Here is a 15,675-nt window from a genome sequence, read left to right as displayed (position 1 = left end):
AAAATCGTTATTCTAGCGCTGGTTCTACAGATACCCACATGGTCTGCAATTCCATAGGCCCGAATTGAGTTGCCAAAGCAACATCGGCAGCATCCCGACCATAAGCCAGCACTACTCTATTACCTTTTGGTTCGGTTTGGGTAGCATCAAAAGTGTACCAGCGTCCACCCAGATAAGCTTCAAACCAGGCGTGTAAGTCCATTGGTTTTAGTTCATGCAAATAACCCACTACAAAACGGGCAGGTATAGTCATACTACGGCAAAGCGCAACACCCAGATGTGAAAAATCACGGCAAACACCTATTTTGCTTTGAGCCGTATCTTGTGCCGAAGTAGAGGCATTACTGTTCCCATATTCATAAATAATATTTGCATTAATCCATTTTCTGATGGCTTCAACCTGCTCATATCCAGTCTCCACATGTGCTACAATTGATGAAGCTAAACTCCCCAGTTTATCAGACTCACAATAACGGCTAGGAAGTAAATAAATTAAAGCATCATCAGGCAATTCTTGTACAGGTACAAAATTAGCACTAAAATCTACATCTATCTGGTCAGATACTTCTACGATTGCCGAATTTTTGATACTAAAATTTCCTTGTGGAGTAAATACCCGTTGGCAAAGATTACCGTATAGATCGGTGTACTCAGTTACAGGTACATTTGGTTGTAACAGATATTCTTCTTTCGTTACCCATTGTCCGGATCCGCTACGGGGGCGAAGCATCAGGATAAGTGGTGTACTTTCCTCAATCTTATAATCAAGCTGGCAGCTGATAGCAAGTTTCATGGATTAATTTTACGGTTTAGCGATTTTTTCTGATTCTTGTATAAAGATAATAAAAAATACTGTGCCAAGCCCTGAAACTTATTTAATGATACTATTTCAGGTGGTTTTTTACCCAAGCTAGCATATCATTAAAAACATCTTGTTTTTTCAATTCATTATGTATTTCATGATAAAGCCCTCCATAAGTTTTAAAAGTAACATCGCCTGATAGTTGAGAAACTAATTGCTTACTTGCTTCGTAGCTAGTCAGTTTATCTTCTGTGCCGTGCATGATTAAAACAGGAACTGGCGTCTGTCTGGCATTTTTTAGTAACCACTCACCCCATTCTATCAGACCAATACCAACTACCCCCGAAGCTTGATTATGCACCAGCGGGTCTGCCTTATATTTCTCTATTACTTCACGGTCATGTGATAGATTTTCTACATCCAATGAATTGGGTTGAGTAAATGATGGAGCAATGACACGGGCTATTTTGCCAATGGCTAACAATAGTTTAGGCAATTCAAAACCCGGACGAATGGCAGGTGCAGTGGCGATAACGCCGCTGATAGTAGGCTTATGTCTGAATAAATAATTCAAAACCAAAGCCCCACCCATACTATGGCCATACAAGAAAATGGGTTTATCGGGGACAGTTTGTTTGGCCAGTTCAAGTAGACGACTGATTTGTTCCATATATACTTCCATTGAGTCTGCGTGACCTCTTTTGCCTGTGGTTTGCCCGTGCCCGTAAGTATCAACGGCTATAATGGCCAGACCTTGTGAGGTGAAGAAATCGGCTACGTGGGCATATCTGCCACTATGTTCTCCCAGGCCATGTACCAAGGCAATAATGCCTTTGGCTTCCTGTTCGGGTAGCCATTTCTGGAAGAAAATTTTACGTTGCTTATGATCGGTTTCAAAGAAAGATTCGTGAGTCATAGGTAGGGTTAATTATTATCTCAAATGTATTCAAATTCTCTGAATAATGGAAGATTGGGTAGAATTTCATAATTTGATAATCTTCTGAATTCTTCCGTCAAAATGTGACTATACTAAGTGTTTGAAAATCAATCAGAAACGATATATTTGTTTGATGAAACCTATCGTAAAACTATTATCTATTCAAACCTCACATTCGATGAAATACTTTTATTCTCTTGTTTGCCTTCTCTTATTATATCATGCTTCTTATTCTCAAACCCTAACCATTGGTACGCCCGAAAGCCAGGGTATGAGTAGCCAAAGGTTACAGCGGATTGATAAAGTAGTTAATGATTATATTGATAAATCTTACCTATCAGGAGTAGTAGTTCTGGTAGCACGTAATGGCAAAGTTGTGTATCATAAGGGCTTAGGCTATGATGATATAGAGACCAAAAAAGCAATGGATAAAGATGCTATCTTCCGTATTGCTTCTCAAACGAAAGCCATAACCAGTGTAGCCGTCATGATGTTGTATGAAGAGGGTAAATTTCTATTAGACGATCCTATTTCTAAATATATTCCCTCGTTCAAAAATCCAACCGTATTAGATAAATTTAATTCCAAAGATAGTAGTTATACGACTGTGCCGGCTAAAAGAGAAATTACTATCAGAGATTTATTGACCCATACTTCGGGTATCAGCTATGCCGGTATCGGTACCAGAGAAGCCATTGCTATTTATGCAAAAAATAATATTCCCGGTGGGGTTGATACACCTTTTTATACCTTAGAAGATGCCATTAACCGATTGGCAAAACTGCCTTTAGTCCATAATCCGGGTGAGAAGTTTACTTATGGATTAAATACTGATGTACTGGGCTATTTTGTAGAAGTTTTGTCAGGCATGAGTTTCGATGCGTTTTTGCAGGAGCGTATTTTTAAACCTATAGGTATGAACGATACTTACTTTTATCTGCCAGAGTCTAAATTCGGAAGATTGGCATCTTTATATACAGAGGATAAGAACAAAAAAGTATTGAAAGTTACCTTAGATTATGGTAACTATTCAAAGAAAAAAGGTACGTATTTCTCAGGTGGAGGAGGATTGGTTTCTACTGTTACAGACTACGCTATGTTTCTGCAAATGCTACTTAATGGAGGTAGATACAAAGGACAACAATTATTAAGTCCTGTTACAATAAATATGATGATTCATAATCAGATTGGGGATATTAAACTGGGTAATAAAAAGTTTGGGTTAGGCTTTGCCTTAACTACAGAAGCAGAAGCAGCAAGGTTAACACCCTCAGAAGGGACTTTTGATTGGGGAGGAGCCTACAGCACCGCTTATTGGGCTGACCCCAAAGAGGGGATCATAGGTATGATTATGACCCAGAAAATACCCAATAGCTATGCAGATATAGGAGAGAAGTTCAAGGTAATGGTATATCAGGCTATTACAAAACCCAATTAAAACTAATCAGAAGCAATATATTTATCTCTTTAAGCGTGTGTAATTCTCTATTCAAACCATAAACATCATGAAGTATATTTATTCATTCGTTTTTATCCTCTTATCACATCATTTCTCTTTTTCTCAAACTTTAGTAGCTGCTACTCCTGAAAGCCAGGGCATGAGTACACAACGATTGCAGCGCATTGATAAAATAGTGAACGAATACGTCGAAAAATCGTACACAGCCGGTGCGGTTGTGCTGGTTGCACGCAATGGTAAAATAGTCTATCATAAAGGCTTGGGATATGATGATATATCAACCAAAAAACCGATGCCAAAAGACATCATTTTTCGTATTGCCTCTCAGAGTAAAGCCATTACAAGTGTAGCTGTCATGATGTTGTACGAAGAGGGCAGGTTTTTATTAGACGAACCTATTTCTAAGTACATTCCCTCATTCAAAAATCCGGTTGTATTAGATAAATTCAATGAGAAGGATAGTACTTATACCACTATTCCAGCCAAAAGAGAAGTGACCGTCAGAGATTTACTGACGCACACTTCGGGTATTAGTTATGCAGGTATTGGCACCAAAGAAGCCGTAGCGATTTATGCCAAAAATAAAATTCCAAGTGGAATAGGCACACCTGAGTATACTTTGGAAGATGTAATGGGAAGGTTAGGAAAAATGCCTTTGGTGCATCAACCCGGTGAAAAATGGACGTATGGTTTAAATACTGATGTATTGGGCTATTTAGTTGAAGTATTATCAGGCAAGAGTTTTGATGAATTTTTGCATGAGCGTATATTCAAACCGATAGGCATGAACGATACCTATTTTTATTTACCTGAGTCTAAATTTGGTCGATTAGCTGCCTTGAATACTGAAGATAAAGACAAAAAGGTGATGAAAGTAACGGGTAACCAAGGAAATTATCCTACTAAAAAAGGTACGTACTTTTCAGGTGGCGCTGGATTGGTTTCTACAGCGACTGATTATGCTATGTTTTTGCAGATGTTGCTGAATGGAGGTAAATACAATGGACAACAATTATTAAGTCCCGTTACCGTAAATATGATGACTCATAACCAGATTGGCGACCTTAATCTGGGCAATAGAAAGTTTGGCTTAGGCTTTGGATTGACTACCGCAGCTGAAGCGGCAAGAATTACTCCATCGGAGGGAACGTTTGATTGGGGAGGCTATTATGGTACTACTTATTGGGCTGATCCGAAAGAAGGAATTATTGGTCTGATTATGACCCAAAAGGTACCCAACAGCTACGGAGATTTAGGTGAAAAATTCAAAGTACTGGTTTATCAGGCCATTACAAAACTCAACTGATTGGATAAATAATATTTGATATTAGAATAGTGATTTTTTACGTGCCAAAAATCACTATTCTAGAAAAAATACAATTATTTTTGCGAAATCTTTGGTAAATTCAAAGATTTGTATTAGTTTTGCAAAAGTTTTAAAAAGGCACATCCGATGGAGCCTCTGCAGTAATAAAAATTCGACACAAAGAGTTTCTCTTTCTTTCAAATTCCTTTCAGAGCAGGCAACGGGTGGTTCTCATCGTTCGCTTTATTATTTTTTCGGCATTCGGGGCAGTCACGGTTATGCGTGAGAACGGCAGTGTAGGTTCCGACTTAACAAATATATTATCCTTGATGGAAGTAGTGAAATTTTCCGAGCTCCCGCTTTCGGAGTATGTTCTTCGTGCGGTCGAAGAACTAGGTTTTGAGTATGCAACACCTATACAATCAGCCGCAATCCCAGTAGTTATGCGTGGTGGCGACGTAATCGGTCAGGCGCAAACAGGAACAGGCAAAACAGCAGCCTTTGGTATCCCAGCCATAGAAGCAATTGATGAAAATGACAGAAACACGCAAGTGTTGATCATGTGTCCAACCCGAGAGTTGGCCCTTCAGGTAAAAGAACAAATCCAGAAATTAGCCAAGTACAAAAAAGGAGTGAATGTAGCAGCCATCTTTGGTGGTGAGTCTTACGAACGTCAGTTCCTGGCACTTAAAAAAGGTTCGCAGATCGTAGTAGGTACGCCTGGTCGTATCATGGACCACATGGAGCGTAAAACCCTGGTATTGAGCAATATTAAATTGGCTATTCTTGATGAGGCTGATGAAATGTTGAACATGGGTTTCCGTGAAGATATTGAGAAAATCTTATCTTTTGCCCCTGCAGAAAGACAAACTGTATTGTTTTCAGCAACAATGTCGCCTGAGATTCTTTCAATTACTAAACGTTTTCAGAAAAATCCTGAAATCATTAGAACATTGAAAAAAGAAGTATCAAATGCCAACATTGAGCAGTTTTTCTTTGCTGTACGCAAAGAAGCGAAAATGGAGGTAATGACTCGCTTAATAGATGTACATGATTTGAAATTGATGCTGGTATTTGCAAATACCAAATCGAAAGTAGATGAAATTGTAAGTGATTTACAAGTGCGTGGCTATGCCGCAGAAGGTCTTCATGGAGATATGCGCCAACAGGTACGTTCACAAGTAATGAGCAAATTCCGTGCAGGTGTAACCACTATTCTGGTTGCTACTGACGTAGCCGCTCGTGGTATTGACGTATCAGGTGTTGATGCAGTATTCAACTTTGATGTACCGCAGGATTTAGAATATTATGTACACCGTATCGGTCGTACAGGCCGTGCAGGTAAAACCGGGAAAGCTTTCATGCTTATCTCTGGCCGTGATAAATATCGTTTACGTGATATTGAAAATTATACTAAAGTAAAAATTGAACAAGGGGTTATTCCTACATTCAATGAACTTGTAAAAACCCGTCACCGTAAATTCTTAGAACAAGTTAGAGAATCTCTTCTTTCAGGTGTTGATAATTTCTATGAAGATATTGTTGGCGAATTGAGCGAAGAAGGTTATTCAGATGCACAAATTATGGCTGCTTTGATAAAAATGCAGGTAGGTGCAGTGAAAAGCGAATTCTCTGATGCACAGTTATCTGATAGCTACCGTGAACCAAGAACGCAGGATAGATTCGAAAGAAAAGATTCAAGAAGTGCGTATGGCAGCAGAGATGGTGGCCGCCGTGAGTATGGAAGCGGAAGCAGAGATTCTCGTGGGGGTGGTGAGCGTCGTTTCGAACCAAGAGAAAGACGTCAGGAAACTGGTGCTCGTGGCTCAGGCAGAACAGACATGGTACGTTTATTTATCAGCTTAGGCCGTAAAGATAACGTTGCTCCAAACCATATTGTAGGTGCCATTACTTCAGAAGCTCGCATCGCAGGTCGTGCTATCGGACAAATTGATATTTATGATAAATTCAGTTTTGTAGAAGTGCCTCAACAAGATGTAAAACGCGTATTAGATGGTATGCAAGGCAAAACCATCAATGCACGTGAAGTGAATATGGAAATTGCGAAATAATTTTTCGTACATAAGATAAAAGGAAAAGCACGAGGTCGTAAGGCTTCGTGCTTTTTTCATAATATAAGAATGCCATGGTGTTTCCCAGAAGCCTCATAAAAACCCACGAAGCTCTCTGATTATACTAAAAACAGGAAAAGTTTTAATTATTTATGTATTGCCATATAAACTGGTATCAAGATTGATAGAGTATATGCTTTAGCGTTTAAAAAAGATGCTTTTTTTGTTGAAAAAAGTAGTTTTTTACGAATAATTGTTATATTTGTTTATCATACCCTCTAAATACTAACCCCTTATGAAAACATGTAGTTTAATTGCTAACATCATTATGCTACTTATTCTGATTCCTGCTGCATTGGGTGCTATTATGTCTCCTTTTGTATTTGATTCAGGTGCAAGTAGAAGAACATGGTTGATTTTCGGAACTCTTGTTGCTTTACCTGTCTTAATTATCTCTACACAGATTATTTCATGGATTGCGTATGTACGCCACAATTATGACTTTGCTTTAAAAGTTAGTCTAGTGCCAGTGTTAGATATTTTTATGATAATTTTACTATTTACGGTTAGTAGTGATTTGAAGTAGAATTGTAAAAGAAATTAAAAAAGCCTGAAAACAACGAGAGTTTTCAGGCTTTTTTTGTTTGAAATTCCCAGCAAAACATAGATTTTCTGCTTCGTAATCAGGCTATAATTAAAAATTATTATGTTCTAAAAAAACACCCAAAGTCAGGCTTTTTAAGATATTGTTTATAATGAGCGGATTAGTAAGTTTATGTGCTCTTACCAACTGGATACTTTTCTTTAGTTTATTTGTGTCAATGAAATGGCAGAATGCCGGATTTTTTTCGAAGCGTTGTGCATAACTTTCCGCCCTGTCAATTTCAGAGACAAAGCGTAAAAAAATATCTGATGACTGACTGCCTCTTCGATGTTCATTCAACACTTTATCAGGTAGCCGACCTGCCATCATTTTGCGAATCACTTGCCTCCCTTCTTTCTTCTCATTGAAAAAGAAATGATTCGGAATAGCCAGCGTATGTTCTATTATTCGTATATCAGCGGTTGGGTCTAATTTTTGTATATTTAATATTGAGTCATTATTTATCAGTCGGTTTTTAAAATTTTTGTACACCAAATCAAGTATTTCTTCCTGCGACGTTTTAAAAACCGAATGCAGGCTCCTTCTGTTAATCAATACATCTTTTTTTATATGATATGAATCAATTAAGCTTTTATTCAAAAATGCTGTTTTCAACCTATTCGAAAAACGGCTGTATTCAACTAAATTTCTGACAAGAGGTTTTATTATTTTTCGTTTAAAAGCCTTATAACCCGGTTTCATGGGCAATTCGTCTATAAGCCCTCTGTAAGATAGGGCGACGTTACCTGTTCCGGCTGAGAATAGTATTTCTATGCCCATATTGGCAGCCAACTGATGAATATCCATTATCCAGAAAGCATTGCCTGCATTTGGAATAAAACTATTGAAATTCCTTACGAACATTTCTATTCCATCAATCGGAGAAACATTTGCCGAATTCACCAGAAAAGATCGGATGTTGGATTTTGATTCTACTACCGTTTTGGCGTGTTCGCTTTCATCGCCAAACGATTTCGGGTCTGAATCATAAGATTTATTATATAATGGCACATGAGTAAAGGTAAGTAAGGGGTTATTACCAAGTAGTTCTGCCGTCAACGAGGTTACTGTAGTAGAGTCAAAACCCCCGCTTAACATACAACCGACTTTAAGATTGGCTGGTATTCTGCACCTGATCGCTTCTTGGGTTATCTCAAGCAGTTCATCAGAATAATCCTGTAAATTGGAGTAATATTTTAGAGGAACATTTTCAGGGAACCAGTATTGTTCTATCTTTATCTTCCCGGATTTATAAGTTAGTGTATGACCCGGCGAAAGCCTGAATACATCTTTAAAAATAGTTTCCCTGACCGACCCTTTGTAGTTCCAGCTAGCAAGTAAGTTTAATGTAAAATGATGATTCAGCTCCCGGGCTGTCTGGATGAGTGGTCTTATACTACTACTGAAAAGAATATCTCCGTTTAGCTCTCTGTAAAGAAGTTCACATTTACCGTTTTGGTCTCTTGCCAGAAATAACTCTCCAGAAAGTGTATTATACGCAGCAAAAAGCCAGTCGCCTATTAATCTTGCCGGACAGTTCTTACCCCAGGTAAGGAAAGCTTTCCAGATATATTCAGGACCCGAACAACAAGCACCCATAAACGGCTGGAGTTCTTTAGAGTTATCAATTCGTCCTTGTGCAGAAAAAATCAGATTCCGGTCAGAATCCCGAAAAATATTGACATCATTTCCGACGATACATCCTAATCTGAATTGTTCAGATTCAATAAGGGTATATTTCGAAAAATCCAGGAATGTGTCGTCTTGAGTACAGCCCAGAATCATTAACTATGCTGATCCGCCGTAGAGTCTGCAACTACGCTCCCTCCATTATTCACTTCTAAAGCTATAGATTCAGGTTTAATCCAGTCTTTTTTTTCCGGTTGTGGTTCACATGAAAGATTGTATTCTTCTTTTTTGTTTGCTTTGTTCATGTTTATACTTTTTTTGCAAATATACGTATATACTTCAAAAGGTCAGAATGAGATAGGGAAAATATTGTCTTTTAATAAAAAATTGATACATATGCGAAGGTTATTTGCTTGTGTTTCTGAATATACGTATAGGGTAATAATTACACTGCCTTCCACACAGCAAACACGAAGGTCTTTCCTAAGAATATTGACGTTATCATTTCGTTCAGATTCAGATTCAGTTTCTTGCATCCAGGTAAATGAAAAGCAATCAAGAATATCCTAAACCAGGTATCACCCGACTTTGGGTAGGAAGCAAGTCTATCAACTTTTTTCTAAAACAATGAGCCATCCAAATTTTCCATTAATCACCTGTTTTTTTTCTCTCATATTGCAAAACAAGACTTTTATAACCGGGCATCATTGCAGATTATTATTTTCTAAAAATATACCGAGAGTCAGGCATTGCAGAATTTTATTTAAAATACCATCGTCTGTCAGTTTAGATTCTTTTACCAGATTAATACTATTTTTCAGCTTTTGGGTATCAATAAAATAGCTGAATGCCGGATTTTTTTCAAAACGCTGGTAATATTCTTCTGCTCTGCCAATTTCTGCCTGAAAACGCAAAAATATATCAGCCGCTTGTCTGCCTTTACGTTGTTCATCTAATACTTTATCAGGCAAGCGTCCCACCATCATTCTCCGTATCACCTGCCTTCTTTCGCCTTTTTCATTAAAAAAGATTTGATTGGGTATAGCCAAACAGTGTTCAATTATACGTATGTCAGCAGTAGGATCTAATTTTTCTATTTTCAATAAAGAATCATTCTCTATCAGTCTGCTTTTATAAGTTTTATACATCAATGAAAGTATTTCTTCCTGAGAAGTTTTAAATACTCTATGCCCTGCTCTTCTATTAAGCAATACATCTTGTTTAATATTATACTTATCGATGATGTTTTTATTAAGAAAACCATTCTTGAGTTTATTAGAAAAATTCCGGTACTCAATGAAATTTCTAAGCAATGGTTTTAATACTTTCCTTTTCAATGTTCTTAACCCAGGATTCATCGGTAAAGCATCTGCAAGACCTCTATAAGAAAGAGCAATATTCCCAAACCCCCCTGATAATAGCACTTCTAAACCCATATCAACCGCTTGTTGATAAATGTCCATTACCCAGAATGAATTACTTCCGTTCGGAATAAAATTATTAAAGTTTTTTACATACCTTTCCAGACCATCAATAGGAGAAACGTTTGCTGAGTTCAGCAGGAAAGATTGGATATTCGTTTTTGATTCTACTACCGCTTTTATGTGTTCAGTTTCATCATAAAACTTTCTCGGATTTGAAGAATAAAATCTATCATATAACGGTACATGGCTAAAAGTATACAATGGGTTGTCTCCTATTATTTCGGCTGCCAGCGAGCTTATGGTAGTCGAATCAAGCCCTCCACTTAGCATAGAACCTACTTTAAGATTTGAAGGAATTCTACAAGCCACAGCTTTCTTACTGATTTCGAGAAGCTCGTCGGAATAATCTTGAGGAATGGAATAATGTTTCAGCGGAATATGCTCAGGAAACCAATACTTTTCTATCCTTATTCTCCCAGATTTATAGCTAAGCGTATGACCCGGAGAAAGCCTTAAAATATTCTGAAAAATTGTAGCCTGATCAGAGTTTTGATAGTTCCAGCCGCTTATTAAGCTTATTACTTGCAAATGATTCAGTTGCCTGGATGTTTTAATTAGAGGCCTTAAATTACTACTAAACATAATACCTCCGGCCACTTCCTTATAAAGTAGTTCACGTTTGCCATTCTGATCTCTGGCAAGAAATAATTCTCCTGAAAGAGTATTATAAGCAGCAAAAAGCCAATCGCCCAGCAATCTGGCCGGACAGTTCTTTCCCCAGAATAGGAAGGCTTTCCAGATGTAGTCAGGTCCTGAAGTACAAGAGCCCAAAAATGGTTCGAGTGCCTCTGGGTTATCTATTCTGCCTTGTGCAGCAAAAATCAGATTCCGATCCGAATCCTGAAAAATATTTGAGTCATTCCCTGTGATACAACCAAGCCGGAATTGTTCAGACTCAATAAGGTTATAATTTTTAAAGTCGAGAAAAGCAGGGTTTTGTGTACAACCCAAAATCATGATACATCCGAAGCAGGAGTTGTATCAACAGGTCCACTGCCACCATTGTTAACGTCTAGTGCTTTAGCCTCAGGTTTAATCCAATTTTTCTTTAAAGATTGCGTATCAGAAGAGATTGTATTTTCTTGTATTTTATTTTCTTCCTTCATTGTATTTATTTTTATAGATAGATATTTGTAAATTTAATTAATTTCTGAATTATCAAAAATAAAAAGTATCTTTTGTTTGATAAAATGCTTCAATTCAAATCCAACGCGAAAGGGATTTACTCCTCAAAATAATAGCCAAAAATAATCCCCATTTCATCTTCGGTTGTCAGACCAAATCTCACTGTTTTATCAGTCGTATTATTGTAGGTGATTTTTGAGGTAAGTCCTTCGCCTTTTTTCAGTGAGATATATGGCATATAGTTGATTTTTTCAGGGTGTTCCCAGTTGGTAGAAGTATAAACAATTTCACCGTCGCGACTGCCACCTTTAATCAATATCTCAAATTTCTCACCTAATTTATGTGTATGCGAGAATAACATGACTACTTTGATGTTTTTATCGAAAGTAAAGTTTTTGGTAATAACTGTTTTTTGTTTCGGTGGAATCGTCAGGTTATTGTTGGCTAAATCCAATACCTTCAGCACATTCTTTACATTGGCTTTTTTGGTCGTATAAAGATTGACATAAACCTCTCCGGGAATAGCACTTGTACCTTTGTTATAATAATGCGAATTCATATCAAAAGTGGCATTGGGCGCTATTTCAACCGCCGTTCCTTCCGGAAAGGTATAATCCATATTGGCTTCGCTTCCACCGAAATTAAAGATATGATTGCCCATCTGTTGAAAGGTCAGAATATTTAATGAGCCATCAGCATTGCGTAAATCTCTTATCTGATTCAAAGGCGCCAGATTACTGAGGTCTCTGAATCCATATAGGATAAAGTGATGGCTACCAGAGCGCATCTTTAATTGAATTCTATTGATATAGGCGGTTTCAGTATTGCCCAAAGGCTTTCTGACAAACAATTCACGTTCGAAATCAGGAGCAATATCAAATTTATCCAGTTTCATCTGGTACCCTGTGCCTAAAGCAGGAGCAGCTAAAACTTCAAATGGAGCTGTCAGGCTTGGTGTAGTATCATCTAATAGCTTGGCGTCTACTACATTTCCTTTTTCGGGTGCTCCGGCTTCAATCCAGCGTCTGATAAATTCTATTTGTCCTGCATATAGTGGTTCGTTTCCCAATGGCATAGTGCTGCCATAATTCTTGCCGCCATGATGGCTGGCATCAACGCTCAATTTATGATACAACAGGCTTTGTAAAGCATTAAAGGCTTTTACTAATTTTAGACCATCTGTTCTTGCTTCGTTGTTCTTAGGGTCAATCTCATACAGATTATTATACGCTTTGCCTTTAGCCAATACTAAGCCATGTTGAGCAAAGGTACCATCATTCGTAGAAAAATGACATCCTTGTACTGCACAAGACTTTGTCAGTATCTTATCCTGTATTAAATCAAAGCTGGATATTGCTGTATCTACTTTCTCTTGTTTACTACAAGAGTTCATCAGCGAAAGACATAAAACCGTAGCAACAGAAAGGGTAGTAAAAATAGTATATCTCATGAAACCAATGGTATAAGTACTTCCTTAACGTAAATATCAGGTTTAAATATGTGCTTTCAGCTAAAAACCTGGTAAATAGTTTCTTACAAACTACTTGCCACTTTTTTGAGTTGCTTTTTCGCGTTGCCCTACATACAAGCCTACAATCACCAGAGCAGTGCCTAAAAAAGTATGATAAGTGATTGGCTCATCGAGTAGTAGATATGAGTAAATGAACCCGAAAATAGGGCATAGGAATAAGAAGAAAGAGGCTTTAACAGGGTCAACTTCCAGCAGATATAACCACAACTGTACAGCTAGTATGGATACGGGAAATATCAGCCATAGAACTGATAGCGTAAAGTTAAGGTCAAAAGTATTAGGCTCTTTATGGAGCAGGAACGTGAAAGGTAACATGAGCATACCTCCTAAAAATACCTGCCAGCCGTTGATAGCTGTTCGGGATAGCTTCCAGTCAATTTTAGAATAATAGATAGTGCCTATCGAATATGAAAGCATACTCAGAAACATATATAAAAGCCCCAGGGGAGTAGCAAAGCTTTTTTGAAGCAATGGGTAAGTAGCAAGCGCTACACCTGCCAAACCCAGTACTACAGCCAGCCATTCAGCCCCTTTTACCTGACGACCTATCCAGAAAGCAGAGATGATACTAATAAACAGTGGATTTGTGGCCGTAGACAGGCTGCCAATGCCCGCAGCCACTTCTTTAATCCCCAATACGAAAAAGCTCAAATAGAGCGTAACATTCAGTAGGCCAAAGATTGTCAACTCCCACCATTCTTTACCTTTGGGCAGGCGATCTTTCTGAAACAAAAAAGAGTAGGCTAGCATGATAATGCCAGCCGCCAGAAAACGTATCTGAAAGAGTACTAAGGGCTCGACAGAACGAAGCCCGAATTTAGCTGCTGCCGATGCCGAAGCCCATGAAGCCGCAAATAAAATGCCCAATAAGAGGAGTCTCAGGTTCAATGTCCAGGTATTATTTGTGTATCAAATGTAAGGCATTTTCAGTAGTTTGTTGTACTACTTCCTGAAAAGACACTTGTTTTAATTCGGCTATTCTTTGTGCTACCAGTTCAATATAAGCTACCTCATTTCTTTTACCTCTATGCGGTACCGGGGCTAAATAAGGCGAATCGGTTTCGAGTACAATATTTTTTAAATCAATGGAAGGAAGTACTTTGTCCATCCCGCCATTTTTAAAAGTGGCTACTCCGCCAATACCTAATAAAAAGTTAAGGCCTATCACTCTTTTCGCCTCTTCCAGATTGCCGGAGAAACAATGGAAAATGCCTTTTAAGTCGCTCCAACCAAATTGCTCAATCAGTTCAATACATCTCACAATGGCATTCAATGACCCATCTTTCGAGTTTCTTGAATGAATACAAATAGGTAAATTATATTTTTGTGCCAGGCGGAGCTGTGCAATAAAGGCTTCTTCCTGTTGTGGTACAAAGTTTAAATCCCAGTAGAAATCTATACCGATTTCTCCAATCATCGGAAATGTCCGTTGTTCAAGCCAGTTTTCTACTATATTCAGTGCTTCTTCGAAATTTTCTTTGATATAGCAAGGGTGTATACCCATCATAGGCAGGCAAATACCCGGATACTGTTGTTCTAATGCCAGCATACCTGCAATCGTTTCAGGGTCACAGTTAGGCATCCAGATTTGTTTTACACCCGCCTCAAAAGCTCGTTTGAGCATGATGTCTCTATCTTCGTCAAATTGGTCGTCGTAAATATGTGCGTGGGTTTCTATCATCTTAATAATCAATTTTTTTTGCAAAATTACACCGTTAAAATTTCAAACAATATTACTTTTGGAAATAAGAAACTATTTGACTTAATCTTCTATGTTCAAAATGTTTCTTTTTCACAAATACTGCGTTGCTAAAATCCTCGCTTAGCTCTGCTAAGCTCCGGTTTTAACACCTTGTCTTTGCAAAAAATAAACTATTTTGAATTATAGAATTTAAGTCAAATCGTTTCAAAACCACATACAATGAATCTTTCGGTAGTTATTCTTACCTTCAATAATACCCGTACAATCAGACAAGTATTAGAAGCCGTAACAGGCTGGGCCAATGAAATAGTGGTGGTTGATAGTGGCAGTACCGACGAAACACTAGCTATTGTGCAAGCGTTTGGCTGTAAGATTTATCACCGCAAACTGGATGGCTTTGGCAAACAAAAACGCTTTGCAGTAGACCAGGCAAAAAACGATTGGGTATTTGTAGTGGATTCTGACGAAGTAGTGACCGAAGCATTAAAAAAAGAGATAGATACGCAACTGGCAGAAAATACTGAATACAATGGCTTTCTGGTGCCAAGAATATTGATATTTCTGGGTAAGAAACTGAAATATGGGAGAGAGTCAAAACTGCCCACTTTGCGGATATTTAACAGGAAATTTGGGAATTATAATGATAAAGAGGTACATGAAGAGGTAGTTTTAGAAGGCAAAACGCTTACGCTAAAAAACGAAATGTTGCATTATAGTTTCTCTGATATTGCTGAGTTTTTTCAAAAAATGAATGACTACTCTTCCAGAAGTGCTACCGAGCTTTCTAGTAGAGGAAAGCGCACTTCTATGATGAAGGTTATTACTAAATTTCCTGTCACTTTTTTTGTCGAGTATTTTATCAGGCTAAATATTCTTAATGGCTATCCTGGTTTTGTATGGGCTTTTACACAGGCAATTTATGCCAGTTTGAAGTATGTTAAATTGAGAGAATTGCAGACAAATCAGGCAAATTAATATCGATTAA

At 37.9% G+C, this 15,675-nt stretch carries 14 protein-coding genes; 5 read left to right on the top strand and 9 right to left on the bottom strand.

All coding sequences use genetic code 11. From position 1 onward, the window contains the following. Positions 1-7: 7 nt before the first annotated feature. Both ACYVFA_RS08395 and ACYVFA_RS08390 read right to left on the bottom strand, forming a co-directional pair. On the bottom strand, positions 8-793 hold the full coding sequence (locus tag ACYVFA_RS08395; protein WP_460471370.1) for a transglutaminase domain-containing protein: 786 nt from the start codon (positions 791-793) through the stop codon (positions 8-10). Between the two features lie 91 nt (positions 794-884). Continuing rightward, positions 885-1,718: an alpha/beta hydrolase gene (locus ACYVFA_RS08390; RefSeq protein ID WP_460471369.1), complete on the bottom strand. Its 834-nt coding sequence runs from the start codon at positions 1,716-1,718 to the stop codon at positions 885-887. Between the two features lie 199 nt (positions 1,719-1,917). Between ACYVFA_RS08390 and ACYVFA_RS08385 the strand changes: the two genes are divergently transcribed. The 4 genes from ACYVFA_RS08385 (at position 1,918) to ACYVFA_RS08370 (ending at position 7,162) form a co-directional block, all read left to right on the top strand. Continuing rightward, positions 1,918-3,177, top strand: a complete 1,260-nt coding sequence (locus ACYVFA_RS08385) for a serine hydrolase domain-containing protein (protein ID WP_460471368.1) — start codon at positions 1,918-1,920, stop codon at positions 3,175-3,177. 67 nt (positions 3,178-3,244) lie between these two features. Beyond that, positions 3,245-4,504, top strand: coding sequence for a serine hydrolase domain-containing protein (locus ACYVFA_RS08380; RefSeq protein WP_460471367.1), 1,260 nt, complete (start codon positions 3,245-3,247; stop codon positions 4,502-4,504). Between the two features lie 224 nt (positions 4,505-4,728). Continuing rightward, a complete protein-coding gene (locus ACYVFA_RS08375) occupies positions 4,729-6,576 on the top strand; it encodes a DEAD/DEAH box helicase (RefSeq protein ID WP_460471366.1) in 1,848 nt (615 codons plus the stop codon). Between the two features lie 328 nt (positions 6,577-6,904). After that, a complete protein-coding gene (locus tag ACYVFA_RS08370; RefSeq protein WP_460471365.1) occupies positions 6,905-7,162 on the top strand; it encodes a hypothetical protein in 258 nt (85 codons plus the stop codon). Between the two features lie 108 nt (positions 7,163-7,270). Here the strand turns inward: ACYVFA_RS08370 and ACYVFA_RS08365 are convergent, their stop codons facing one another. From ACYVFA_RS08365 to ACYVFA_RS08335, 7 genes are all read right to left on the bottom strand, one after another. Continuing rightward, positions 7,271-9,004, bottom strand: a complete 1,734-nt coding sequence (locus ACYVFA_RS08365; RefSeq protein WP_460471364.1) for an asparagine synthetase B family protein — start codon at positions 9,002-9,004, stop codon at positions 7,271-7,273. Next, the gene (locus tag ACYVFA_RS08360; protein WP_460471363.1) at positions 9,004-9,153 is read right to left on the bottom strand and encodes a hypothetical protein; all 150 of its coding nucleotides are present in this window, start codon (positions 9,151-9,153) and stop codon (positions 9,004-9,006) included. Before ACYVFA_RS08360 ends, ACYVFA_RS08365 begins: the two co-directional genes overlap by 1 nt. Positions 9,154-9,552: 399 nt before the next feature. Continuing rightward, positions 9,553-11,289 (bottom strand): asparagine synthetase B family protein, encoded by a 1,737-nt coding sequence (locus ACYVFA_RS08355; protein ID WP_460471362.1) that lies wholly within the window; start codon positions 11,287-11,289, stop codon positions 9,553-9,555. Further along, complete coding sequence (locus tag ACYVFA_RS08350) at positions 11,286-11,438, bottom strand: hypothetical protein (RefSeq protein ID WP_460471361.1); 153 nt, start codon at positions 11,436-11,438, stop codon at positions 11,286-11,288. The genes ACYVFA_RS08355 and ACYVFA_RS08350 overlap by 4 nt, the downstream gene beginning before the upstream one ends. A 116-nt stretch (positions 11,439-11,554) precedes the next feature. Next, positions 11,555-12,907, bottom strand: a complete 1,353-nt coding sequence (locus tag ACYVFA_RS08345) for a monooxygenase (protein ID WP_460471360.1) — start codon at positions 12,905-12,907, stop codon at positions 11,555-11,557. A gap of 90 nt (positions 12,908-12,997) precedes the next feature. Further along, the gene (locus tag ACYVFA_RS08340) at positions 12,998-13,876 is read right to left on the bottom strand and encodes a DMT family transporter (protein ID WP_460471359.1); all 879 of its coding nucleotides are present in this window, start codon (positions 13,874-13,876) and stop codon (positions 12,998-13,000) included. 10 nt (positions 13,877-13,886) lie between these two features. Next, positions 13,887-14,669, bottom strand: coding sequence for a TatD family hydrolase (locus ACYVFA_RS08335; protein ID WP_460471358.1), 783 nt, complete (start codon positions 14,667-14,669; stop codon positions 13,887-13,889). A gap of 240 nt (positions 14,670-14,909) precedes the next feature. Between ACYVFA_RS08335 and ACYVFA_RS08330 the strand changes: the two genes are divergently transcribed. After that, the gene (locus ACYVFA_RS08330) at positions 14,910-15,665 is read left to right on the top strand and encodes a glycosyltransferase family 2 protein (protein WP_460471357.1); all 756 of its coding nucleotides are present in this window, start codon (positions 14,910-14,912) and stop codon (positions 15,663-15,665) included. Positions 15,666-15,675 lie beyond the last annotated feature (10 nt).

Source organism: Emticicia fontis, from assembly GCF_054779675.1.
This window is presented reverse-complemented; position numbering and strand designations above follow the sequence as displayed.